Here is an 18,311-nt window from a genome sequence, read left to right as displayed (position 1 = left end):
CTATTAAGCCATCCGGACATGAGACGCAAGGTGTTGCGTCTCTACAAATCAGAAATTTATTGGTTGACCATCCACCAAATCCTGATACCCAGTCGTTACGATCTGATCGCCCGACTGTAAACCTTGCGTTACCTCAATCTGACCGCCGTATGACTGGCCTGTTTTGATCGTTTTGGCTTTCGCTACTTTCTTGCCACCTTCACTCACCGCTACGTATACGAGTTGCCCGTTTTCTGTGCTCTGTATCAGGTTTTGGTTGATAACAATAGCGTTTCCCTGCGTTTGGTCGTTGATTTTAACCCGAGCCAGCATATTCGGCTTCAATGAATTGTCTGATGGTAGCGGAGCTTCTATCGTGAATGTCCGTGTAGATGGGTCGACAGTAGTGGCGACGAACGAAATGCGTGAGTTCAGTTGCTTTTTTAAATCCGGAAATTCAATGGCAATAGCATCGCCCTTCCGAACACTACCCGAATACGAATCAGCCACTTTAGCCACTACTTTCAGTTGCGACAGGTTAACGACCTGAACCAAGCCCATACCGGGCATGGCCGATTGACCAACTTTTACCATCACATGATCAACAACACCCGAAATTGGTGCCGTTACCGTCGACTGGCCTAGCTGAGCGTTCAACGTAGAGAGACGACGCTCCAGCGATTCTTTGTTATTTTTAGCCTGTAGGTACTGAATTTCCGTACCAATTTGCTGTTTCCACAAAGCCGCCTGCTTTTCAAAGACCGTATTTGCCAGCGAAAGTTGCGTTTTTACTTCTTCCTGCGATTCACGTAGTAATTGATCATCAACTTTAGCAATAGCTTGCCCAGCGCGAACATTGTCGCCTTCTTTTACGTAAACGGCAGTAACAACACCGCCTGATTTTGGTGAAACCTGTACGTTATTTTTGGCATCAACCGTTCCCTGCAATTCCACAAAATGGCGGAACGTACTGGTTGTGAGCGGAGCCACCGTTACGTCTTTCGCCCGAACATCTTCTTTTTTGTTAGGATCAAGCTTAGTCAGTTCGGTTTCCAGTGCTTTAATTTTGGTATTCAACTCGCCCTGTTGCGATTTCAGTTCTGCGAGTTCTTCCCTTTTACCTTCTAAATCGGTCTTTTTTTCACCTGAGCAGGCAGCTAATAGGCCAATCAGGGCAATGGCGTAGTATGGTTTCATAGTCTGTATTGAATGAATAATGGATAATGAAAAATGGATAAGGACGTTTGCCGTCAGAGTCCAGATATAACACCCCACTATTCATGATTCATGTTACATGATTAGTTAAAATTTACTGTCCTATATAGAGTTTCCCACTGGCTTTATCGGCATCAACTTTGGCTAGCATGAAATCGAGCAAGGATGCGAAATAGTTGGTTTGTGCCTCGCGCGACGACGTTTCGGCATTCAATACTTCGATGTTCGAACCTACGCCTTCTTTGTATTTGATACGTGTTACGCGAAGAATTTCCTGCGCCAGATCAAGATTCCGTTTCTGGGTACGTAGTGTTTGCAGGCTGTTTTGCGTTGTGATTTGTGCCTGACGAACCTGTAGATCGATAGAGTTTTTCAGCAGGTCGCTTCCCAGCTTTGCTTTATCGAGCGCCAGTTTCTTTTGCTGAGCCGCGTAGCGTTTCTGAAAACCATCGAATACCGGAACCTGTACCTGCAGATTGATAGCGGCCGAATTGAACCACTGCGTTGTAAAAAATGTACCCAGATTATTACGACCGTTGTTATGACCGTAGACTAAAGAAGCCACTACTCTAGGTAAGTATTGCTTGCCAATACTCTGAAAATCTAAGTCGGCCAATTGGATCTGGTTTTGCAGAGTCGAGAATTCGATACGTTGGTTGTAGTCGAAATCTGGTGTAACCGCCACTGATCGTTCCAGTTCTTCCAAATTTAGATCCTGAATTTTGTCGGTTAATGCAATGGCATCGTTGATGCCCAAACCCATCTGAAATTTCAGGAGATAATAGCTCAGTCCAACCAGATTTTGCACATTCTGCCGTTCCGCTTTCAGATTATTTGACTGTACCTCAAGCCGATTGACGTCGATTTTTTCGACAAACCCCTGCTTGTTCATCGCCACGGTTTCGTTGAGCAACGTATCGACCCGCCCGATGTTATAATCCAGCAGTTTAATCCGTTCTTCGCTTACCAGTACGTTGTAATAGGCTTTGGCAACCTGTTCTGCTACGTTAATTTTCGAAGCTGTTACGTTTTTCTGACTCAACTCGCGCAACGTAGCAGCGGCTTTCAGACCAATTTTGTAGTTGGCATCGTAGAGCAACTGATTCACCGTAGCCTGCACATTTCCCTGAAAATTAACCCCAAACGGGATGGCCAACACACTGGCATTTTCTGGTTGGTTACCGCTGGTGCCTGTCGAAGAAGCGGGGGCCCCAAAACCGCCCGCTGGTAGAATAACTTTCTGAATAATAGCATTATAGGTCAATTGGCTTCCGATACCCACTTGTGGCAATGCCGACGATTTGACCTCCCGGATACGAGCTTCGGAACTTAAGGCATCAAGTCCCGAATTTTTCACGTTTATGTTGTTGTCGACAGCAAATTTAATCGCTTCATTCAACGAGAAATCTTGCTTATTCTGAGCCAGCAATGGCCCGGCGCTTACCAGAGTAAGCAACCCGAACATCAGGGCTCGTTTCGTATTAGTGAACTTCATGGTTGTACTGTTTGACATACTGGTTGTAGATGGTGAAACCTTTCTCCGTGAGCATCCCGCGCACGAAATGGTGAATAAGTTCATATTGGATTTGTTGCATAGTATATTGGTCAGTTGGGAAGATTTCATTATTAAATGCCAGTTCAATCTGCTCAACTCGAAGACGGGCTAAAATAGCCGGATTGATGTCAGATCGATATATGTCTTGTTTAATACCTTTTTGGATATTTTCAAGAATAGAGCCCATCATCTGATCTTCTTTATACTGTTTGAATAGCGCAAACGCCTGTGGGTAGTAACGTTTCACATCGACCACCAGATTCGGGCTTACTTGGTCGGCCTGCCTTTGCATCATCTGCAATACGCATAGCATTTCTTCTACCGGATTAGCACCCTCCATGGCCATACAATCCATTTCTGATAGGTTTCGGTCGGTTTTGTCCTGTATGACTTGGTATAATATCTGTTCTTTATCGTTGAAGTGCTGGTAAATTGTCTTCTTCGAAATACCAAGTTGTTTAGCGATATCCTCCATTGTTACGGAACGGACACCATATTTCCAGAATAGTCGCTCAGCCTCTGCCAGAATCCTCTGTTTCATTAAAAAAATAGAACTTTTGCAGGATGAACTTTGGAAACTCAAATATAGTTCTCAGTTTCCAGCATAATTTTCAGAAAGTGATGAACGGCCTAAATCGAGGAGTGAAACACCCTAAAACACCGACGAAATTCTATGCTTCTTACCGCTACGTATCCGATAAATAGGTTATGTTCTTCCCAAAAAGAAGCCCTACTTTTGTTCTCCAATACCTATTGTTCTTATCTGATGTCTCAGGCCATCCATTTTATTTCTATTGGCGGTAGCGCCATGCATAACCTCGCTCTCTCGCTTAAGCAGCAGGACTACGTCATCACCGGCTCCGACGATGAAATCCATGAACCGTCGCGTACTCGTCTGCAACAGCAGGGTTTGTTGCCGGCCGAAGCAGGATGGTTTCCCGAAAAAATTCATGCCGGGCTAAGTAGTGTTATCGTAGGTATGCATGCGCAAGCTAACAACCCTGAGCTTGTACGAGCGCAGGAACTTGGCTTGCCCATTTATTCCTATCCAGAATTTATTGATCAGTTTAGCCAGAATAAACAACGGGTTGTTATTGCAGGCAGCCACGGAAAAACCACCATTGCGGCAATCATTCTGCACGTAATGAAATATTATCAACGTAATGTCGACTACGTAATAGGCGCACCAACACAAGGCTCCGACACAACTGTGCGACTTACGAATGGGAAGGATCAGACAGCCGCACCGGTTATTATTCTGGAAGCAGATGAGTTTCCATCTTCGCCCATCGATACTCGACCAAAGTTTTTACAATACCAGCCACATATTGCTCTGATCAGCGGCATTGCCTGGGATCATGTTGCTTATTACCCAACTTGGGAGGCCTATGTAGACCCGTTTGAGTTACTTGCGGAAGCCATGCCTAAAGGCGGCATTTTAATCTTTGACGAGTCAGACGACATGCTCGACGTAATTGGGCAGAAAGAGCGGGAAGACATTACCAAAATTCCGTATCAGGCTCATGCCAGCGAAGTAATTGATGGCCAAACATACCTGATTACGAAGCAGAAACAGCGTATACCCGTACAGATTTTTGGTGAGCATAATCTGAAAAATATTGCTGGCGCCATGATTGTCTGCGACCGAATTGGTATTACTGAAGATCAGTTCTATGCCGCTATTCCAACCTTTGCAGGTGTGGACAAACGTCTGGAAAAAATTGCCGAAACTGCCAGTAATGGCTCAGCCAAGCGAATTCTCTTCCGCGACATTGCACACGCTCCCCTGCAGGTGAATGCGGCAACACAAGCAGTCAGAAACCAGTATCCGGGTCAGAAACTTCTGTCAGTTCTGGAATTATCGACTTCCGACAGCCAGAATATTACCTTTCTGGAGCAATATAAAGATAGCCTCTCGGCTGCCGACGTAGCAGTGGTTTATGTAAATGGGCAAAATCACCTTAATAATACGTCAGACGTCGTTGCTCCAGAAGTTTTCAGTGCTACGTTTGGTCGGACTGATTTACGATTGTTCACAACAACCGACAGTTTGCAGACATATCTGCTCGACCAACGCCAGCACGTCGATATTTTCCTGTTTATGAGTTCTGCTACGTTTGATGGGCTCGATATGGCCGCAATTGGCCGTCAGTTACTCTAATCATATTTGATCACTACGTGCTAGCAAGGAGGCTACTACGTAACACCTATTCTCAAAAATCATGCATAGTATTGTCGTATACTGCGGCTCTAGCACAGGTAATAATCCTGTTTACAACGAAATAGCTACCGAGCTTGGCAAAAAAATGGCGAATAATGGCATTCGTCTTATTTATGGGGGCGGAGGGTTTGGCTTAATGGGCGACGTAGCAGATGCCGTTTTACAGCATGGTGGCGAAGTAACTGGCGTTATTCCCAACTTTCTCGCCGATCTCGAAGTGGCCCACAAAACACTTTCCGAGTTGCATTTTGTTGAAACCATGCACGAGCGGAAATACAAAATGGTGCAACTTGCGAAAGGTGTTATCGCGTTACCGGGCGGATACGGCACACTCGACGAATTATTCGAGATTCTGGCCTGGCGGCAATTGAAAATATATGAAGGCCCGATTGCTATTATCAACATCAACGGCTTCTACGACCTGATGCTCCAGCAACTAAACCGAATGGTTGACGACGGTTTTCTTAAACCCGCTAACCGAGCATTGCTGATTGTAGCCGAATCGGTTGATGAAGCTTTGGAGCAGATTGGTGCTTTCTGGGATGCCGTGTAGTTTATCGCTTGATAAACAAGTAAACCGGATAACTGACAGCGATAAATCCGATGGCGTACATACTACTGGAAAAATCGCCGATAACTACGCCCAGCAGAAACGCTAACGATATAATCAGCAAGATCCAGGTTGAAACAGGGTATCCCCAGGCGCGTACGGGTCGGTGTAACTCAGGTGCGGTGCGCCGTAAATGAATTAATGCGGCAAAGCAGGATGCGTAACAAAGCACGAAAAAGAACGTAGCAATATCAGAAAGTTTGCCATACGTATTGGTTAGGATCATCAGTGCCGATGCACCCGCCGTTAATATAGTAGCATTAGTAGGCGTACCACCTGAGTTTACCTGCGTAACGAAGCGAAAAAATAGTCCATCGCGGCCCATGGCAAAAATGACACGGGGATTGAACATTATCTGAGCATTGATGATCCCCATTATCGAAATCATCAGCAGGAATGTAACCACCTGCGCACTTCCTGGCCCAAACAAATATTGAATCGCATCAGCGGCTGCCAGTTTTGAGCCAGCCAGCGTCGATATGGGTAGTACGTATAAAAGTGCCAGATTGACCAGAATATAAATGCCAATAATCAGTAAAACCCCGCTAATCATCGAGCGGGGCAGATTTCGGCTGGGGTCAACGTCTTCTTCCGTAAAATAGGCGGCTGTATGCCAGCCATCATACGTATAAAAAATAGATTGCAAAGCCGCAAGAATACCCAGCCACAGACCGCCTTCTGCTAAGGGCTGAATGGTGCTGGGCGACAGCTCAATTGGTTTATCGGGTTTAACCGTGAAGCAGACGATTACAAAAAGTAGCAAACCAACAGCTTTTAGAACGCTCATCACTTCTTGCGCTTTACTTGCCAAACGAACACCAATCGAGTGAAACGCAACAAAAGCGATCAGAATACCAATGGCGACGGCTTTTTGATAAGGCTCCGCCGATGGGAACAATAACCCCGTGTATTCGCTCATAACAGCCGCCCCAAAGGCCATGGCCGATACACTACCCAGCCAACTACTTATGCCGATAACAAAACCTGCATAATCCCCAAATGCCCGACGAGCGTATACGTACCAGCCACCTGCTTTGGGCAACATAGTGCCCAACTCCATCACCGAAAGTGAACCTGCTAATGCATAAAACCCAACAGCCAGCCATACCGCAATTATTAATGTCGGATCGCCGATATCCTGTGCAATTGGGCCTGGTTTTCGAAGAATACCTGTTCCGATGGTGCCGCCAATGGTGACAGCCACACCGAAACCAACACCCAATAGTTTTTTGAGTTGATTCTGAGCCATAATCAGGTAGGTGAACGCAGGAATGGGTAATCTTGCAATGATAGCGAAAAAGTTGCTTGCTCGACGTAGCATTCGCGCCCGAAACGGCCATCCTTCCCGATTTTTTGTAAGTTTGTTCCGATGAGATTACTGCTGACACATCCCTACGTATTGGTTTTTATTGGCGGAGGTGCGGGCAGTCTGCTACGTTATCTGGCAGGACGCTTCGTACCGGCTGTGCTTACGGGTTCACCGTTTCCCAACGCCATTCTGCTGGTCAACGTAGTAGCTAGTTTTTTACTTGGTATGGTAGTCGGCTGGGCAACGTATCGGCAGGCCGAAGATGTACGGTTACTGGTTGGTGTTGGCGTTTGCGGAGGACTCAGTACGTTCTCAAGTTTCAGCTATGATACGGTTGCCCTGCTTCAGGGCGGTCGGCCAGGTGCGGCTTTGCTTAATATCGGCCTGAACCTTGTGCTGTGTCTGTTCGCTTCGGTTGGTGGTCTGTGGATTGGGCATAAACTGTAAAAACGAATGAAAAAGGGCGTTCTCACTTCCCAGGCGCAGCGCAGATTTATACTCCTCTTAACGAATCGGCGGTTTCGTATTACGCAGTACCCAGCCGCTTTATTCGTTTTACTTCTCTATTTATCACGAATGTCGGTTACGAATTTACAAGCTCAGGATTTAGAATTGTCTCGTCGGCTTTACGACGCGCACGATACGTTCAAGGAAAAAACGCTTACCCATCGTCGGTTCAAACATGCCGATCTGGTGCCGCTAATACAGCAACTGAGTCATCCTCTATCTGTAAGTCAGGTTGGCGAATCGCTGGAGAAACGGGCTATTTATCAGGTAAAAACAGGAACTGGTTCTGCGAACGTACTACTTTGGAGCCAAATGCATGGCGATGAAGCTACGGCTACAATGGCACTCTTCGATATTTTCAATTTCCTGCAAGCGAAAAATGATGGTTTCGACGCGCTCCGGCAGACGATTCTGGGCAATACGTCTATTCATTTCGTGCCTATGCTTAACCCCGATGGAGCCGAACGTTTTCAGCGACGTACTGCTACCGACATAGATATGAACCGGGATGCGCTACGTCTGCAAACTCCTGAAGGTGCACTTCTGAAACATCTTCAACAGACATTAAAACCGCTGGTCGGGTTCAATTTACACGATCAAAACCCTCGTTATAGCGTTGGCAAAACCGGCAAACAGGCCGTAGTTTCCTTTTTAGCAACAGCTTATGACGAAGAACGGAATGTAAACGATGTGCGGCAACGTTCGATGCAGCTTGTTGTGGGTATGAATCGGATATTACAGCAGTTTATACCCGGACAAGTTGCCCGCTATGACGACGAATTTGAGCCCCGTGCCTTTGGTGACAATATTCAGAAATGGGGTACCACGTTAATCCTGATCGAGTCGGGCGGTTTTAAAGATGATTCGGAAAAAATGGCCATCCGAAGGCTCAACTTCGTGGCTATTCTTACTGCGCTGAAAGCGATTGCCGAAGGGTCTTATAAACAGGAAAATATGGCCGATTATCAGACTATTCCAGAAAACGGTCGGGCACTTTTTGACGTATTGATTCGAAATGCAACGATCATGCGCGAAGGCCATCCTATTTTGATAGATATCGGCATCAACCGGTATGAAGTGAGCGATCTGGCTGCTCGTTCGTTCTCTTATAAAAGCAAAATTGATGACATCGGTGATTTGTCTACCTTTTTCGGTATTGACGAAATTGATGCTACAGGTCTGACACTTAGTCCTGCCAACGTTTATCCAGACACGCTTGATTCCGCTGCTGATTTGGCCACGCTTGATTTGGCCACGCTCCGGCGTAACGGGGTTGTGGCGTTTAAGGTCAGAAAAGCGCAGAGCGATACGTTTCTTAAGCAAGCTGCTCACTTACTTTATGAGGGCAACTTGCCCGGAACTCCGCTCGAACTGGAGCAAATACCTACGTTTTTACTGAAAAAAGGAAGCCAGATTCAATACCGATTTGTAAATGGTTTCTGGAAAGACGAGCTAAATTCTGTGCGAAATGGAATAATTAATTGATCAGCTTATCAAAAATTTTCTTACAATTAGCCTAAAATTGATGACAAGACAATAAACAGCGGCTAAGCAGGCGTTTACAAAGCTGTAAATTAGTTAGCCAAACATATAAAACTGTATATTTATGGATATTACTCGACTAAATCCATGAACTTTTAGGGATTATATGAATGTTCGACAGTAAATTTGCCTGCGCAACTAGTTAGCGTTTTTGTATGCTCGATGTGCTAAATGCGTTGATTTTTTGTTTGTAGGCAATTAACCAACTTTTTAGTTGGTATTTGACTGCACCCATCTACTACCTGTAAATTCACTACACCCAATACAACTTTTCAGTCACCGTAACTATGATTTCGAAAAAAGCCAAATATGCTATCAAAGCACTGAAAGTTTTGACCGAAGAATACGGAAAAGGTCCCGTACTGATTTCCTATATTTCGGCCAAAGAAAATATTCCAAAGAAATTTCTGGAAGCTATTCTGCTGGAGCTTAGAAACCACGGCATTCTTCAAAGTCAGAAAGGAAAAGGAGGGGGGTATTTGCTACGTGTCGATCCGGGCCGGGTGAATTTGGCGCAAGTACTTCGGGTAATTGACGGTCCCATTGCGCCAACCCCTTGTGTGTCGTTTAACTTCTACGTTAAATGCGACGACTGCGACGATGAAGTAACTTGTATGCTACGTCCGATTATGGAACGAGTTCGCGACGCTAACTTAGGCGTTTATGAAAATACGACGCTGTTAACATTCCAAAATCCAGAATCGTTAGCAACTAAAGAGATTTCTATTGGGGCACCCGCTTCGGAAATTCCCGATACGTCGAACCGAATGACAGCCTAGCCGTTAGTTATAAGGTTGAAGGGATATAGAGTTATAAAGTTGGCAGAAACCCAAAACTTTACAACTCTATATCCCTCCAACTTTATAACGAAATTTTATTCTTCCGAAGGTTGGTGTTCTTTCCGAAGTAAATCGTTTACGGTTTTTACCGGATTGAATGTAATGAGCGGCACTTCTACAAACATCGTATTCCAATCTGCCATAGCTCCATTCCATAGACCGGGCAGTTCCTGCGCTTTCAGGTCTTTGCCGTCTTTCGATTTGGCCGTGATGAAGCCCGTTTGCGGATCACGGTATGCAGGTAGATCATATTTGCGGCCATTCGAGTCTTTGAGTCCACAAATCAGGTCAACGGGGTTGAAGTGTGTAGCACCATCGAAAATAGCTTTCTGGCTGGGGTCGTTCAGGTCAATCTGCGCCGACTCAACCACTTGTAATGAAACTGAACCATCCTGATTTTTAGCCCAAAACGGCCCACCACCTGGCTCACCAACATTTTTTACCATGCCGCAAACCCGAACAGGCCGATCTAACTTCCGACGGTAGTAATCCAGTTTTTCCGCTTTCGGCAGATTTTCAAATCCATCGGGAGGCAATGTATACAACGTTCGGCGAAGGAGTTCATCAACTTCGGCCAGATAACCATCACTGACTTCATCGGCCGACAAAAGCTGCTGTAGCCGAGCAATTTGCTGCTGTGCATCGAGCAAAACAGTGGCCAGTACTTTTTTATACGTAATGGTTGGCTCTTTAATTTCGTCGGGTACTACGTTGTCTATATTTTTAATAAAGACAATATCAGCGTCAATGTCATTCAGGTTTTCAATCAGCGCGCCATGACCGGCCGGTCTGAAAAGCAATGTACCGTCTGCATTTCGAAATGGTGAATTATCAGGATTTACGGAAATGGTATCGGTCGATTTCTTCTGTTCCGAAAAACTAATGTCGAACGTAACGCCCAGCCACGCTTCGTAATCGGCTTTCTGCTCTTCGATTAGTTGCTCAAAACGGCTACGGTGTTCGGGAGAAACCGTAAAATGGATTTTCACTAGTCCATCGGAATTAGCATAAGCAGCTCCCTCAACCAGATGTTCTTCTACTGGCGTTCGTGGGCCGTCGGCGTAATTGTGAAACTTCAGCAAGCCCTTTGGCAAACTTCCATAATCAAGCCCATCGGCCGTTAGAATAAACTGCAAAATGGTCTTTCTGTCATTCTCGGCAACAGCTTTGTCTAAATCGAGACCTTTAGTTGCCATAGCCGCTTTCAGATCTTCATAGAAAGCAAAGTCGGTTAGGCGGGCAAATACCTCATCCACCGATTTATCGAATTTACCATCCAGTGCGGCAAATAACGATTTAAACATTCGGGTGGCAGCCCCTGACGCTGGCACGAATTTTACCAGATCGCGCTCGTGTGCGGCCTCATCGAATCGATGAATATAACCGGGTAATTGGCTGTCTTCAACGCGAATAATTCCATCGCCAATGGTTGCGGCTTTAATAACATGTAAGTAGGGGAATCCCTGTACAAAATGTTGTATCTGTTGATCAATCTGGTCGAGCGAGACGCCCTGTGCCAGAATCTGGTCCTGGTCCTGTTCAGTAAACTGCATATAGATATAAACGAAAAAGCGACTATCGAACGGACGGCAAATTGCGGATTTCGGAAATAGGACGCAAATCAAATTATTGCAAAATCAACTAACTAAATGTCTATTTTATACGTCTATATTCCTATATACTCCCTTAACTTTGCCGTATTACGCCACTCAACTCTAGTATTATGAAACTAATTGCTTTCGATGCCGATGATACGCTCTGGGTTAACGAGCCAAACTACGTAGATGTTAAAGAAAAATTATGTGAGCTATTATCACACTACGTTGACCAAAGCGTATTAACTGACCGCTTCTATGATGCGCAGACGCGCAACCTGCATTTGTTTGGCTATGGAGCCAAGAGTTTTATTCTGTCGATGATTGAAACGGCTATCGAATTGACCGATGGCGCGATTACAGGCAAAGAAATTCAACAAATAATCGACGCGAGCCGACACTTAATGAATTTTCCGATTGATCTCTTGGACGGCATTCCGGAAGTATTGGAAGCGTTATCAAAAGATTTTGATCTGATGGTACTTACCAAAGGAGATTTGTTCGATCAGGAAAGTAAAATTGCGCGTTCGGGTTTGGCTCACTACTTCAAACATGTTGAAATCGTGAGCGAGAAAAACGAAAATGCCTATCAGCGTGTATTGCAGAAATACCACGTACACCCTGCCGATTTTATCATGATTGGCAACTCACTAAAATCCGACATATTGCCGGTTGTCCACATTGGTGCCCGCGCCATCCATATTCCGTATGCCATTACGTGGATACACGAACATGTTGCTGATGAACAATTGGTCGGAAAATCGTTCACTACGTTGGCAAGCGCGCGCGAACTGCTAACGTTGTTCGAAAGAGAACCCTCCTTTTAAATCCCTGACGAATAGCGTATTATTGCTACGTTCGCACGCTATTCGTTATGTCTGTCCGCACTACGTTACTTACGCTGTTTTTTTACTGGATTTGTCTTTGGGAAAGTAAGGCCCAATCGACACTGGTTTATCGAGACTCAACAAAACTGGTTTAGGTTAGCCCTTATGTGTCTTATTATATTGATTCAACCAATTTACTTTCGTTCGACGCCATTCGGAAGCTGGCTCCTACGTCTTTCCGGCTAAACGATAATTCTGGAATGAGTTATGGCAATACGAGTGCTACGTACTGGTTTCGGCTCACGATTCAGAATCAGACACAGCAGTCGTTATATCTGTTGCTGAAAATTCAGGATGCACGACTGGCTGACGTTTATAGTATTTCGGCAAATGGAAAACTGCAAACCTGGAGTGCGGGCGTACTACGTCCGTTTGGACGTTATTCGTTTCAGACAAATCTTCCTGCAATGGATCTGGGAACGACACCTCAACAGGTGTATGTTCGTCTGAAAACACCGGTGATGTATGCCCCTATGGAAATTGGGGTGGTTAAGCCCATCGTTAACGAAACACATCGGGTCGACCTGCTTTTTGGTATTATTACGGGTCTACTCCTTGCGATGGCAGTCTATAATCTGGCTTTTTTCTTTTTCGTTAAAGACCGGCTTTACCTTTACTACGCAGGTTATATCTTTTTTTCGGCTTATCTGATTGTCGATACTAAAGGATTAACGCATGAGTTTTTATTCCACGACAATCCCCTCTGGTTTAGCGAAACGAATGTTAGCGCATCGTTGATGATTACGTTTGCCTGGCTATTCTCAATCCGTTTTCTGAATTCACGTGCACTATCTCCGGTTTTCCATCGCTGGATTACGTTTTTAGCCTTATTAGGCATTGCGCTGCTTCCCACCGAATTTTTTCCGGACCAGCCGTGGGTAAACAATGTGTATCAAGTCATTCATCTGACATTTTCGGTATCGCTACTATTTGGTGGAATTCACATTTATCTGCTGGGTTATAAACCCGCCAAGTACTATGTTATTGCGTTTGGATGCTTTCTAACGGGTTATGCTATTGTTACGTTAGCCTTTGCGGGCATTCTGCCAGCCAATAAATTTTACACGCTCTACGGTATTCTGTTGCTGACAACGCAGGATATTCTCCGACTTGAAGCTTTGGGTAGTTACTGTACGATCTATTTATCTGACAATAAAAAAGTAGTGGCCTCCCGCCCAATTGCCTACTTTGAGCAACAGCTTGATCCAGTCGATTTTTTCCGAGTACATAAATCGCATCTTATTAATCTTCAAAAAGTGGAGCGTTACGTTCGGGGAGAAGGCGGCTCGGTCATATTGATGGATGGAAGTGAAATAGGAGTTTCCAGAAATACGAAACAGGATTTACTTGGTCGGTTGGCTATTAGTTAAATAGTGCATTTCAGGAAACAGGTTCCGCTTTTCAGAAAACAGAAGCCTATAAGTCGCTGGCATCTATGATTTTAGGGTTTCATTTCTAAAATCATAGATGCATGAACATATTCTTTATTTTCTGCTTTTCTGTAGCTACGTCGCTGATGGCCCAATCAGATGATACGACCGAGTTTAAAACATTTTTTGCTACGTATGCCAAGGCCTATGCGGCCAATCCAGCCAAGACCTTGCATGAAGGAGCCGCTTCTGATTATCAGATAATTGCAGGAGATGGTATCATCCGCTCGCTCGAAGAAACAGCGCAGGTACACGGGAGTGTAAAAAACTTAAAACTGACTTTCGAGAACGAAAAATATCGCGTTTACGGAAACACAGGTATCGTTACGGGTACAGCGTATTATTCAGGAGAATTTGGTGGTGGCAACAGCTTTCGGAGCAAACATCTGTTCACGTATGTATTTGCGAAAGGAAAAGATGGCTGGAAACAGGTAAGTGCGCAGCATCTGGATTTAAATCGCTGATTTAAAGAAGTCTGAACGAATCGGAATCCAGATTGGCCGGAAATTTCTCCCGAAACGAACGTAGTTCATCCAGCGAAAGCGTTTGCTGGTGAATAATTTCAGTATCTGAATGTCGGAAAAGTACGTCGCCTTTGAAATCAATAACGGCCGAATCGCCTGTATATGGATGGTTGTTCCCATCGGTTCCAACTCGGTTTACACCCACTACGTAGCTCAGGTTTTCAATGGCACGTGCTTGCAACAAGGTATTCCAGGCGTTACGTCGGGCGGCTGGCCAGTTTGCTACGTAAAGCAGCAAATCGTAAGCGAAATTGGTTGAATCAGATTGCCGGTTGCGGCTCCAGACTGGAAAACGAAGGTCATAACAAATGAGTGGGCAAATACGCCAGCCTTTCCATTCCTTAATAATTCGGTGGGTTCCAGCATTGTAGATTTCATCTTCGCCAGCCATTCGAAACAAATGACGCTTATCATACGTATCAGACTGCCCATCAGGCTGCATCCAGATCAGTCGATTAAAATAACGCCGACCCGTCGGACCGCCCCCTTCCTGTGCTACGTAGCTGCCCGTAACAACTGCTCCTGTTTGGGCAGCCATTTGTTTCATCCAGCGAAACGTAGCAAGGTTTACTGGTTCTGCTACGTCTGACGCCTGCATGGTAAACCCTGTTGTAAACATTTCGGGTAGTACAATGAGGTCTGTTTTCTCCGGAAGATTGAATATCTGCTCCTCCAGCCTAGCACGGTTAGCTACGGGGTCGTGCCAATACAGGTTTGATTGGAGGAAAGTGACGTGCATAAAAGCTGGAGATTGCAGGAATTAGCGTGGGTTGCAAAAAGGGTAAAAGCGCCCTGTTCTTTTCTGCAACTCACGCTATCTATTTACTTGGAAATTTCATTTTGTAATCAGCATCGGTTTTACCCTTCGATATGTCGGCTAGTTTTTTCTTGATAAGTGTCCGACGTAGTGATGGCAAATAGTCGGTAAATAATTTACCATCGAGGTGGTCGTATTCATGTTGGATGATACGTGCTGCCATACCTTCATATTCTTCCTGGTGTTCGTTCCAGTCGGTATCGAAATAGCGGATTACAACGATTTCGGGCCGAAATACTTCTCCCCGAATGCCGGGAATACTCAGACATCCTTCTTCAAAACCCCAGTCGTCGCCTGCTTCTTCAATGATTTCGGGATTGATAAAGACTTTTTTGAAACCGATCAGACTTTTGTCAATATCTTCCTCTGGTTCATCTTCATTAATCGGTTCTCCATCTACAACAAAGATGCGGATGCTTTGCCCGATTTGTGGTGCAGCCAGCCCCACGCCCGATGCGGCATACATCGTTTCAAACATATTTTCGCTCAACGCTTTGACGTCGATGCTATCGGGTTCAATTTCTTTGGCCCGTTTCCGCAGTACTGGGTCGCCGTAGGCTATAATTGGGAGAATCATATTTTTTGTTTTCTGAACCAGGATTTATCGGATGGAACAGATTTTCAGGATTTTGTTGATTGATAAAGCGCTTTCAAGAAGCGAAAAAACAAAATCCAGCTAATCCTTAAATCAGTTCAATTTCGGTTCAGATGTTTACTTTCCATATACGATTGAAGGATAATGGCGGCACTTACTTTATCGATATTCCCCTTTTCGCGACGATCTTTTTTAGTGCTTCCGTTTGCAATCATGGCTTGTAGGGCCATAACCGACGTAAAGCGTTCGTCGTGCCAGAAAACCGGAATATCAGGAAAAGCGGTTTGCAGATGCGTCACAAACTTCCGAACACGGGCAGTATTGTCGGTATCGGCGCCATCCAATCCTTTGGGCAAGCCAACTACAAATTCGGCTACAGGTTCGCGCTGCACATAGGCTTTGAGAAACTTCAGAACTTCATGTGTGGATACCGTTTCCAATGCCGATGCAATAAGTTGCATTGGATCAGTTACGGCAATTCCTGTGCGTTTTGCTCCGTAGTCGATTGCTAAAAGTCTTGCCATTTCAGTAACAAAGGTACGAAGGCTATGGGCGCGGGGCAAGGAGCGTGGAGTAGGGATTGTTGTTTCTTGGGGCTAAACCTTTGCAAAGGATCTATAAATGCGCAAATACACCCCTACGTTGACGCAAACATGCATCTTTTACTGATTGATGTACTCGTAATTTTGATCAATCTCAATGCAGGTTCAATCATGAAAAAAGAAAACCCATTTGCTACGTTATCGCAGCCAACGCAACGCGCATTGGCTCATGCTGGTATCCAGACGCTTGAACAACTGGCTAAGCTCAGCGAAACTGAATTTTTAAGTCTGCATGGAGTTGGGCCAAAATCAATACGTATGATTAGGCCGATCATGGCTGAAAAAGGGCTGAATTTTGCGAAGAAATGACGTTACGCTATCGATTCTGCCAGTTTGCTACGTCTTCCCAGGTATCTAAATCAACTGTTGCCAGTGGAAAGGTAACGCTGGCACAATCGTCTGTGTATTGCTGAATCAACTTGCGAGCTCCAACATCGCCCGATAGCTGCATAAATTCGGTTTTGTATTTCAGGCTGAACAGGGCTGGTACGCCAAGATGATTTGTTTTACCGTATTGACAGGCAACGATACCTTTGCCTGACTCTTGATACGTAGTGAGTAGCTGATGTAGCAAGTCTGCCGTTACGTAGGGCTGATCTGTCAATACTACGATAAAAGCATCTATCGTTGTTTCATCCAACTGATGCAAACCGCTACGTAGCGAAGATGCCATTCCCTCCTGCCAATCCTGATTATCGGCAACAAGAACGGGCAATCCAGCAAGTTCGGGCAGAAGCTGTTCCTGATTCGCACCTACAACAACGACAATCGGGCCAGTATTAAGCGATAATGCTGTTTCGGCAATACGTCGGATTAGGGTTTTTCCTTCGGATTTTAATAGTTGTTTAGGCGTATTGCCTAACCGACTCGAACTTCCGGCGGCTAGAATAATCGTAGCAATACGCATGTGCTTAACTGATGGCATCTACAATTATAACGTCAGCATTACGTATGTTCGATGGTACGTTGCCCGATAGTCGTTCGTGAATGGGGCCGTCTTTGTCTTTCAGGAAACTACCCGAGCGATTCGTGAAAAACGCTTTGATTTCAGAAATAATCGATAGAGCAATTTCATCGGGCGTTTCGGCGCCTAAATCCAGACCGATGGGCGCGTGAACTCGCGTTAACTGAGCTTCAGAGTATGAGTAACCCACTTTCTCAAACTCAGCCCGCATTTTGTCGAATCGTTTCCGAGGACCAAGCATCCCAATGTACGGCGTATCGGTTGTTAGTAAAGCTTGCAAAACAGCCCGGTCGTAATTGAAATTGTGCGACATCAAAACAGCCGCTGTTCGGTTCGAAATGGTGAGTTTATCCAGCACTACGTCGCGGTCGGCATAGAGAACGCAGGTTGCCGCCGGAAACCGTTTGGGCGATAAATGCGCAATACAATCGTCGGTAACCGTCACCTGCCAACCAAGTTCACGAGCGAGTTTGGCAACGGGAATAACATCGTAACCTGCGCCAAAAATGACTAATTCAATCCCCGGATCGATACGTTCGATAAAGATTTCGGCAGCTCCGTCATTTACCAGATACGTTTTCGTTAGCGGTTTCCCTGTCTGAAAAACCGTGAGCACATCGGCTACCAACCAGCCAGGTAACGGTTCTGTGGATTCGGTATGCAGAAATCGGTTTCCGGGTTTTAACCCTGTATGGCCATCACTTTTTAGCACCGTAGCCAGTGCCCGTACATCCCGTTTCGCCGTAAATTCTTTCAGTAACGTAATCGGATTCTGCGGACTTGCCGGGTCAATAGGTTCGATTAGTACATCGATGATGCCGTTACAGCCCAGCCCAACGCCGAAACTGTTCGCACCATCGTCCATCGTATCATAGGTAACAACAATGGGTTCACCATCGAGCATCACCTGACGGGCCTTACGTAGCGCATCACCTTCCAAACAACCGCCACTAATAGCGCCCTCCCATCGTCCATCGTCGGTAATGAGCATACGGGCTCCGGGTCGCCGATACGATGAGCCCTCGACCCAAACCACGGTAGCCAGTGCAGCCTTGCGCTGAGAAAAGTCAATCTGCTCAAAAACGTCGACAATACGGGTAATTTCTTTCATATCGTTTCC

Annotated in this window: 19 protein-coding genes; 9 read left to right on the top strand and 10 right to left on the bottom strand. The window is 45.4% G+C overall.

The window, feature by feature from the left end; genetic code table 11:
- Nucleotides 1-48: 48 nt before the first annotated feature.
- The 3 genes from ACYVD4_RS04370 to ACYVD4_RS04360 form a co-directional block, all read right to left on the bottom strand.
- On the bottom strand, nt 49-1,176 hold the full coding sequence (locus ACYVD4_RS04370; protein ID WP_460942755.1) for an efflux RND transporter periplasmic adaptor subunit: 1,128 nt from the start codon (nt 1,174-1,176) through the stop codon (nt 49-51).
- A gap of 112 nt (nt 1,177-1,288) precedes the next feature.
- On the bottom strand, nt 1,289-2,689 hold the full coding sequence (locus ACYVD4_RS04365) for a TolC family protein (protein ID WP_460942753.1): 1,401 nt from the start codon (nt 2,687-2,689) through the stop codon (nt 1,289-1,291).
- Complete coding sequence (locus ACYVD4_RS04360) at nt 2,676-3,290, bottom strand: TetR/AcrR family transcriptional regulator (protein WP_460942751.1); 615 nt, start codon at nt 3,288-3,290, stop codon at nt 2,676-2,678. The genes ACYVD4_RS04365 and ACYVD4_RS04360 overlap by 14 nt, the downstream gene beginning before the upstream one ends.
- 225 nt (nt 3,291-3,515) lie before the next feature.
- Between ACYVD4_RS04360 and ACYVD4_RS04355 the strand changes: the two genes are divergently transcribed.
- Both ACYVD4_RS04355 and ACYVD4_RS04350 read left to right on the top strand, forming a co-directional pair.
- On the top strand, nt 3,516-4,910 hold the full coding sequence (locus ACYVD4_RS04355; RefSeq protein WP_460942749.1) for a UDP-N-acetylmuramate--L-alanine ligase: 1,395 nt from the start codon (nt 3,516-3,518) through the stop codon (nt 4,908-4,910).
- A gap of 61 nt (nt 4,911-4,971) precedes the next feature.
- Nucleotides 4,972-5,523: an LOG family protein gene (locus ACYVD4_RS04350; RefSeq protein ID WP_460942747.1), complete on the top strand. Its 552-nt coding sequence runs from the start codon at nt 4,972-4,974 to the stop codon at nt 5,521-5,523.
- Nucleotide 5,524: 1 nt separating this feature from the next.
- Here ACYVD4_RS04350 and ACYVD4_RS04345 read toward each other — a convergent pair whose 3' ends face one another.
- Nucleotides 5,525-6,829 (bottom strand): APC family permease, encoded by a 1,305-nt coding sequence (locus tag ACYVD4_RS04345; RefSeq protein ID WP_460942745.1) that lies wholly within the window; start codon nt 6,827-6,829, stop codon nt 5,525-5,527.
- A gap of 120 nt (nt 6,830-6,949) precedes the next feature.
- On the opposite strand from ACYVD4_RS04345, the gene crcB reads away from it, so the two are divergent.
- The 3 genes from crcB to ACYVD4_RS04330 all read left to right on the top strand — a co-directional run bounded on the left by crcB (nt 6,950) and on the right by ACYVD4_RS04330 (nt 9,717).
- A complete protein-coding gene (gene crcB / locus ACYVD4_RS04340) occupies nt 6,950-7,336 on the top strand; it encodes a fluoride efflux transporter CrcB (RefSeq protein ID WP_460942743.1) in 387 nt (128 codons plus the stop codon).
- A 129-nt stretch (nt 7,337-7,465) separates the two neighbouring features.
- The gene (locus tag ACYVD4_RS04335; protein ID WP_460943002.1) at nt 7,466-8,881 is read left to right on the top strand and encodes a M14 family zinc carboxypeptidase; all 1,416 of its coding nucleotides are present in this window, start codon (nt 7,466-7,468) and stop codon (nt 8,879-8,881) included.
- Nucleotides 8,882-9,225: 344 nt separating this feature from the next.
- Complete coding sequence (locus ACYVD4_RS04330) at nt 9,226-9,717, top strand: RrF2 family transcriptional regulator (RefSeq protein WP_460942741.1); 492 nt, start codon at nt 9,226-9,228, stop codon at nt 9,715-9,717.
- A gap of 95 nt (nt 9,718-9,812) precedes the next feature.
- Here ACYVD4_RS04330 and ACYVD4_RS04325 read toward each other — a convergent pair whose 3' ends face one another.
- On the bottom strand, nt 9,813-11,330 hold the full coding sequence (locus ACYVD4_RS04325) for a DUF4301 family protein (RefSeq protein WP_460942739.1): 1,518 nt from the start codon (nt 11,328-11,330) through the stop codon (nt 9,813-9,815).
- A gap of 170 nt (nt 11,331-11,500) precedes the next feature.
- Between ACYVD4_RS04325 and ACYVD4_RS04320 the strand changes: the two genes are divergently transcribed.
- From ACYVD4_RS04320 to ACYVD4_RS04310, 3 genes are all read left to right on the top strand, one after another.
- A complete protein-coding gene (locus ACYVD4_RS04320; protein WP_460942737.1) occupies nt 11,501-12,199 on the top strand; it encodes an HAD family hydrolase in 699 nt (232 codons plus the stop codon).
- A 167-nt stretch (nt 12,200-12,366) separates the two neighbouring features.
- Complete coding sequence (locus ACYVD4_RS04315; protein WP_460942735.1) at nt 12,367-13,629, top strand: 7TM diverse intracellular signaling domain-containing protein; 1,263 nt, start codon at nt 12,367-12,369, stop codon at nt 13,627-13,629.
- 101 nt (nt 13,630-13,730) lie between these two features.
- Complete coding sequence (locus ACYVD4_RS04310; RefSeq protein WP_460942733.1) at nt 13,731-14,153, top strand: nuclear transport factor 2 family protein; 423 nt, start codon at nt 13,731-13,733, stop codon at nt 14,151-14,153.
- A 1-nt stretch (nt 14,154) separates the two neighbouring features.
- Here the strand turns inward: ACYVD4_RS04310 and ACYVD4_RS04305 are convergent, their stop codons facing one another.
- From ACYVD4_RS04305 to ruvX, 3 genes are all read right to left on the bottom strand, one after another.
- A complete protein-coding gene (locus tag ACYVD4_RS04305; protein WP_460942731.1) occupies nt 14,155-14,952 on the bottom strand; it encodes an amidohydrolase in 798 nt (265 codons plus the stop codon).
- 79 nt (nt 14,953-15,031) lie between these two features.
- Nucleotides 15,032-15,607, bottom strand: a complete 576-nt coding sequence (gene def, locus ACYVD4_RS04300) for a peptide deformylase (RefSeq protein ID WP_460942729.1) — start codon at nt 15,605-15,607, stop codon at nt 15,032-15,034.
- Nucleotides 15,608-15,723: 116 nt separating this feature from the next.
- Nucleotides 15,724-16,149: a Holliday junction resolvase RuvX gene (ruvX, locus tag ACYVD4_RS04295; protein ID WP_460942727.1), complete on the bottom strand. Its 426-nt coding sequence runs from the start codon at nt 16,147-16,149 to the stop codon at nt 15,724-15,726.
- Nucleotides 16,150-16,338: 189 nt separating this feature from the next.
- Between ruvX and ACYVD4_RS04290 the strand changes: the two genes are divergently transcribed.
- Entirely contained in the window at nt 16,339-16,536 is a 198-nt protein-coding gene (locus ACYVD4_RS04290; protein WP_460942725.1) for a DNA-directed RNA polymerase subunit alpha C-terminal domain-containing protein, read from the top strand.
- 7 nt (nt 16,537-16,543) lie between these two features.
- Here ACYVD4_RS04290 and ACYVD4_RS04285 read toward each other — a convergent pair whose 3' ends face one another.
- Both ACYVD4_RS04285 and ACYVD4_RS04280 read right to left on the bottom strand, forming a co-directional pair.
- Nucleotides 16,544-17,134: a nucleotidyltransferase family protein gene (locus ACYVD4_RS04285; RefSeq protein WP_460942723.1), complete on the bottom strand. Its 591-nt coding sequence runs from the start codon at nt 17,132-17,134 to the stop codon at nt 16,544-16,546.
- Between the two features lie 4 nt (nt 17,135-17,138).
- Complete coding sequence (locus tag ACYVD4_RS04280; protein ID WP_460942721.1) at nt 17,139-18,302, bottom strand: XdhC family protein; 1,164 nt, start codon at nt 18,300-18,302, stop codon at nt 17,139-17,141.
- Nucleotides 18,303-18,311 lie beyond the last annotated feature (9 nt).

It is taken from the genome of Spirosoma daeguense (assembly GCF_054776875.1).
The sequence above is the reverse complement of the archived record's forward strand: the minus strand, read 5'-3'. Positions and strand labels throughout refer to the sequence as shown.

Bases quoted from the DNA above. Each gene is read 5' to 3' on its own strand.
- ACYVD4_RS04370 (WP_460942755.1), bottom strand. From the start codon at position 1,176: ATGAAACCATACTACGCCATTGCCCTGATTGGCCTATTAGCTGCCTGC.
- ACYVD4_RS04365 (WP_460942753.1), bottom strand. From the start codon at position 2,689: ATGAAGTTCACTAATACGAAACGAGCCCTGATGTTCGGGTTGCTTACT.
- ACYVD4_RS04360 (WP_460942751.1), bottom strand. From the start codon at position 3,290: ATGAAACAGAGGATTCTGGCAGAGGCTGAGCGACTATTCTGGAAATAT.
- ACYVD4_RS04355 (WP_460942749.1), top strand. From the start codon at position 3,516: ATGTCTCAGGCCATCCATTTTATTTCTATTGGCGGTAGCGCCATGCAT.
- ACYVD4_RS04350 (WP_460942747.1), top strand. From the start codon at position 4,972: ATGCATAGTATTGTCGTATACTGCGGCTCTAGCACAGGTAATAATCCT.
- ACYVD4_RS04345 (WP_460942745.1), bottom strand. From the start codon at position 6,829: ATGGCTCAGAATCAACTCAAAAAACTATTGGGTGTTGGTTTCGGTGTG.
- crcB (WP_460942743.1), top strand. From the start codon at position 6,950: ATGAGATTACTGCTGACACATCCCTACGTATTGGTTTTTATTGGCGGA.
- ACYVD4_RS04335 (WP_460943002.1), top strand. From the start codon at position 7,466: ATGTCGGTTACGAATTTACAAGCTCAGGATTTAGAATTGTCTCGTCGG.
- ACYVD4_RS04330 (WP_460942741.1), top strand. From the start codon at position 9,226: ATGATTTCGAAAAAAGCCAAATATGCTATCAAAGCACTGAAAGTTTTG.
- ACYVD4_RS04325 (WP_460942739.1), bottom strand. From the start codon at position 11,330: ATGCAGTTTACTGAACAGGACCAGGACCAGATTCTGGCACAGGGCGTC.
- ACYVD4_RS04320 (WP_460942737.1), top strand. From the start codon at position 11,501: ATGAAACTAATTGCTTTCGATGCCGATGATACGCTCTGGGTTAACGAG.
- ACYVD4_RS04310 (WP_460942733.1), top strand. From the start codon at position 13,731: ATGAACATATTCTTTATTTTCTGCTTTTCTGTAGCTACGTCGCTGATG.
- ACYVD4_RS04305 (WP_460942731.1), bottom strand. From the start codon at position 14,952: ATGCACGTCACTTTCCTCCAATCAAACCTGTATTGGCACGACCCCGTA.
- def (WP_460942729.1), bottom strand. From the start codon at position 15,607: ATGATTCTCCCAATTATAGCCTACGGCGACCCAGTACTGCGGAAACGG.
- ruvX (WP_460942727.1), bottom strand. From the start codon at position 16,149: ATGGCAAGACTTTTAGCAATCGACTACGGAGCAAAACGCACAGGAATT.
- ACYVD4_RS04290 (WP_460942725.1), top strand. From the start codon at position 16,339: ATGAAAAAAGAAAACCCATTTGCTACGTTATCGCAGCCAACGCAACGC.
- ACYVD4_RS04285 (WP_460942723.1), bottom strand. From the start codon at position 17,134: ATGCGTATTGCTACGATTATTCTAGCCGCCGGAAGTTCGAGTCGGTTA.
- ACYVD4_RS04280 (WP_460942721.1), bottom strand. From the start codon at position 18,302: ATGAAAGAAATTACCCGTATTGTCGACGTTTTTGAGCAGATTGACTTT.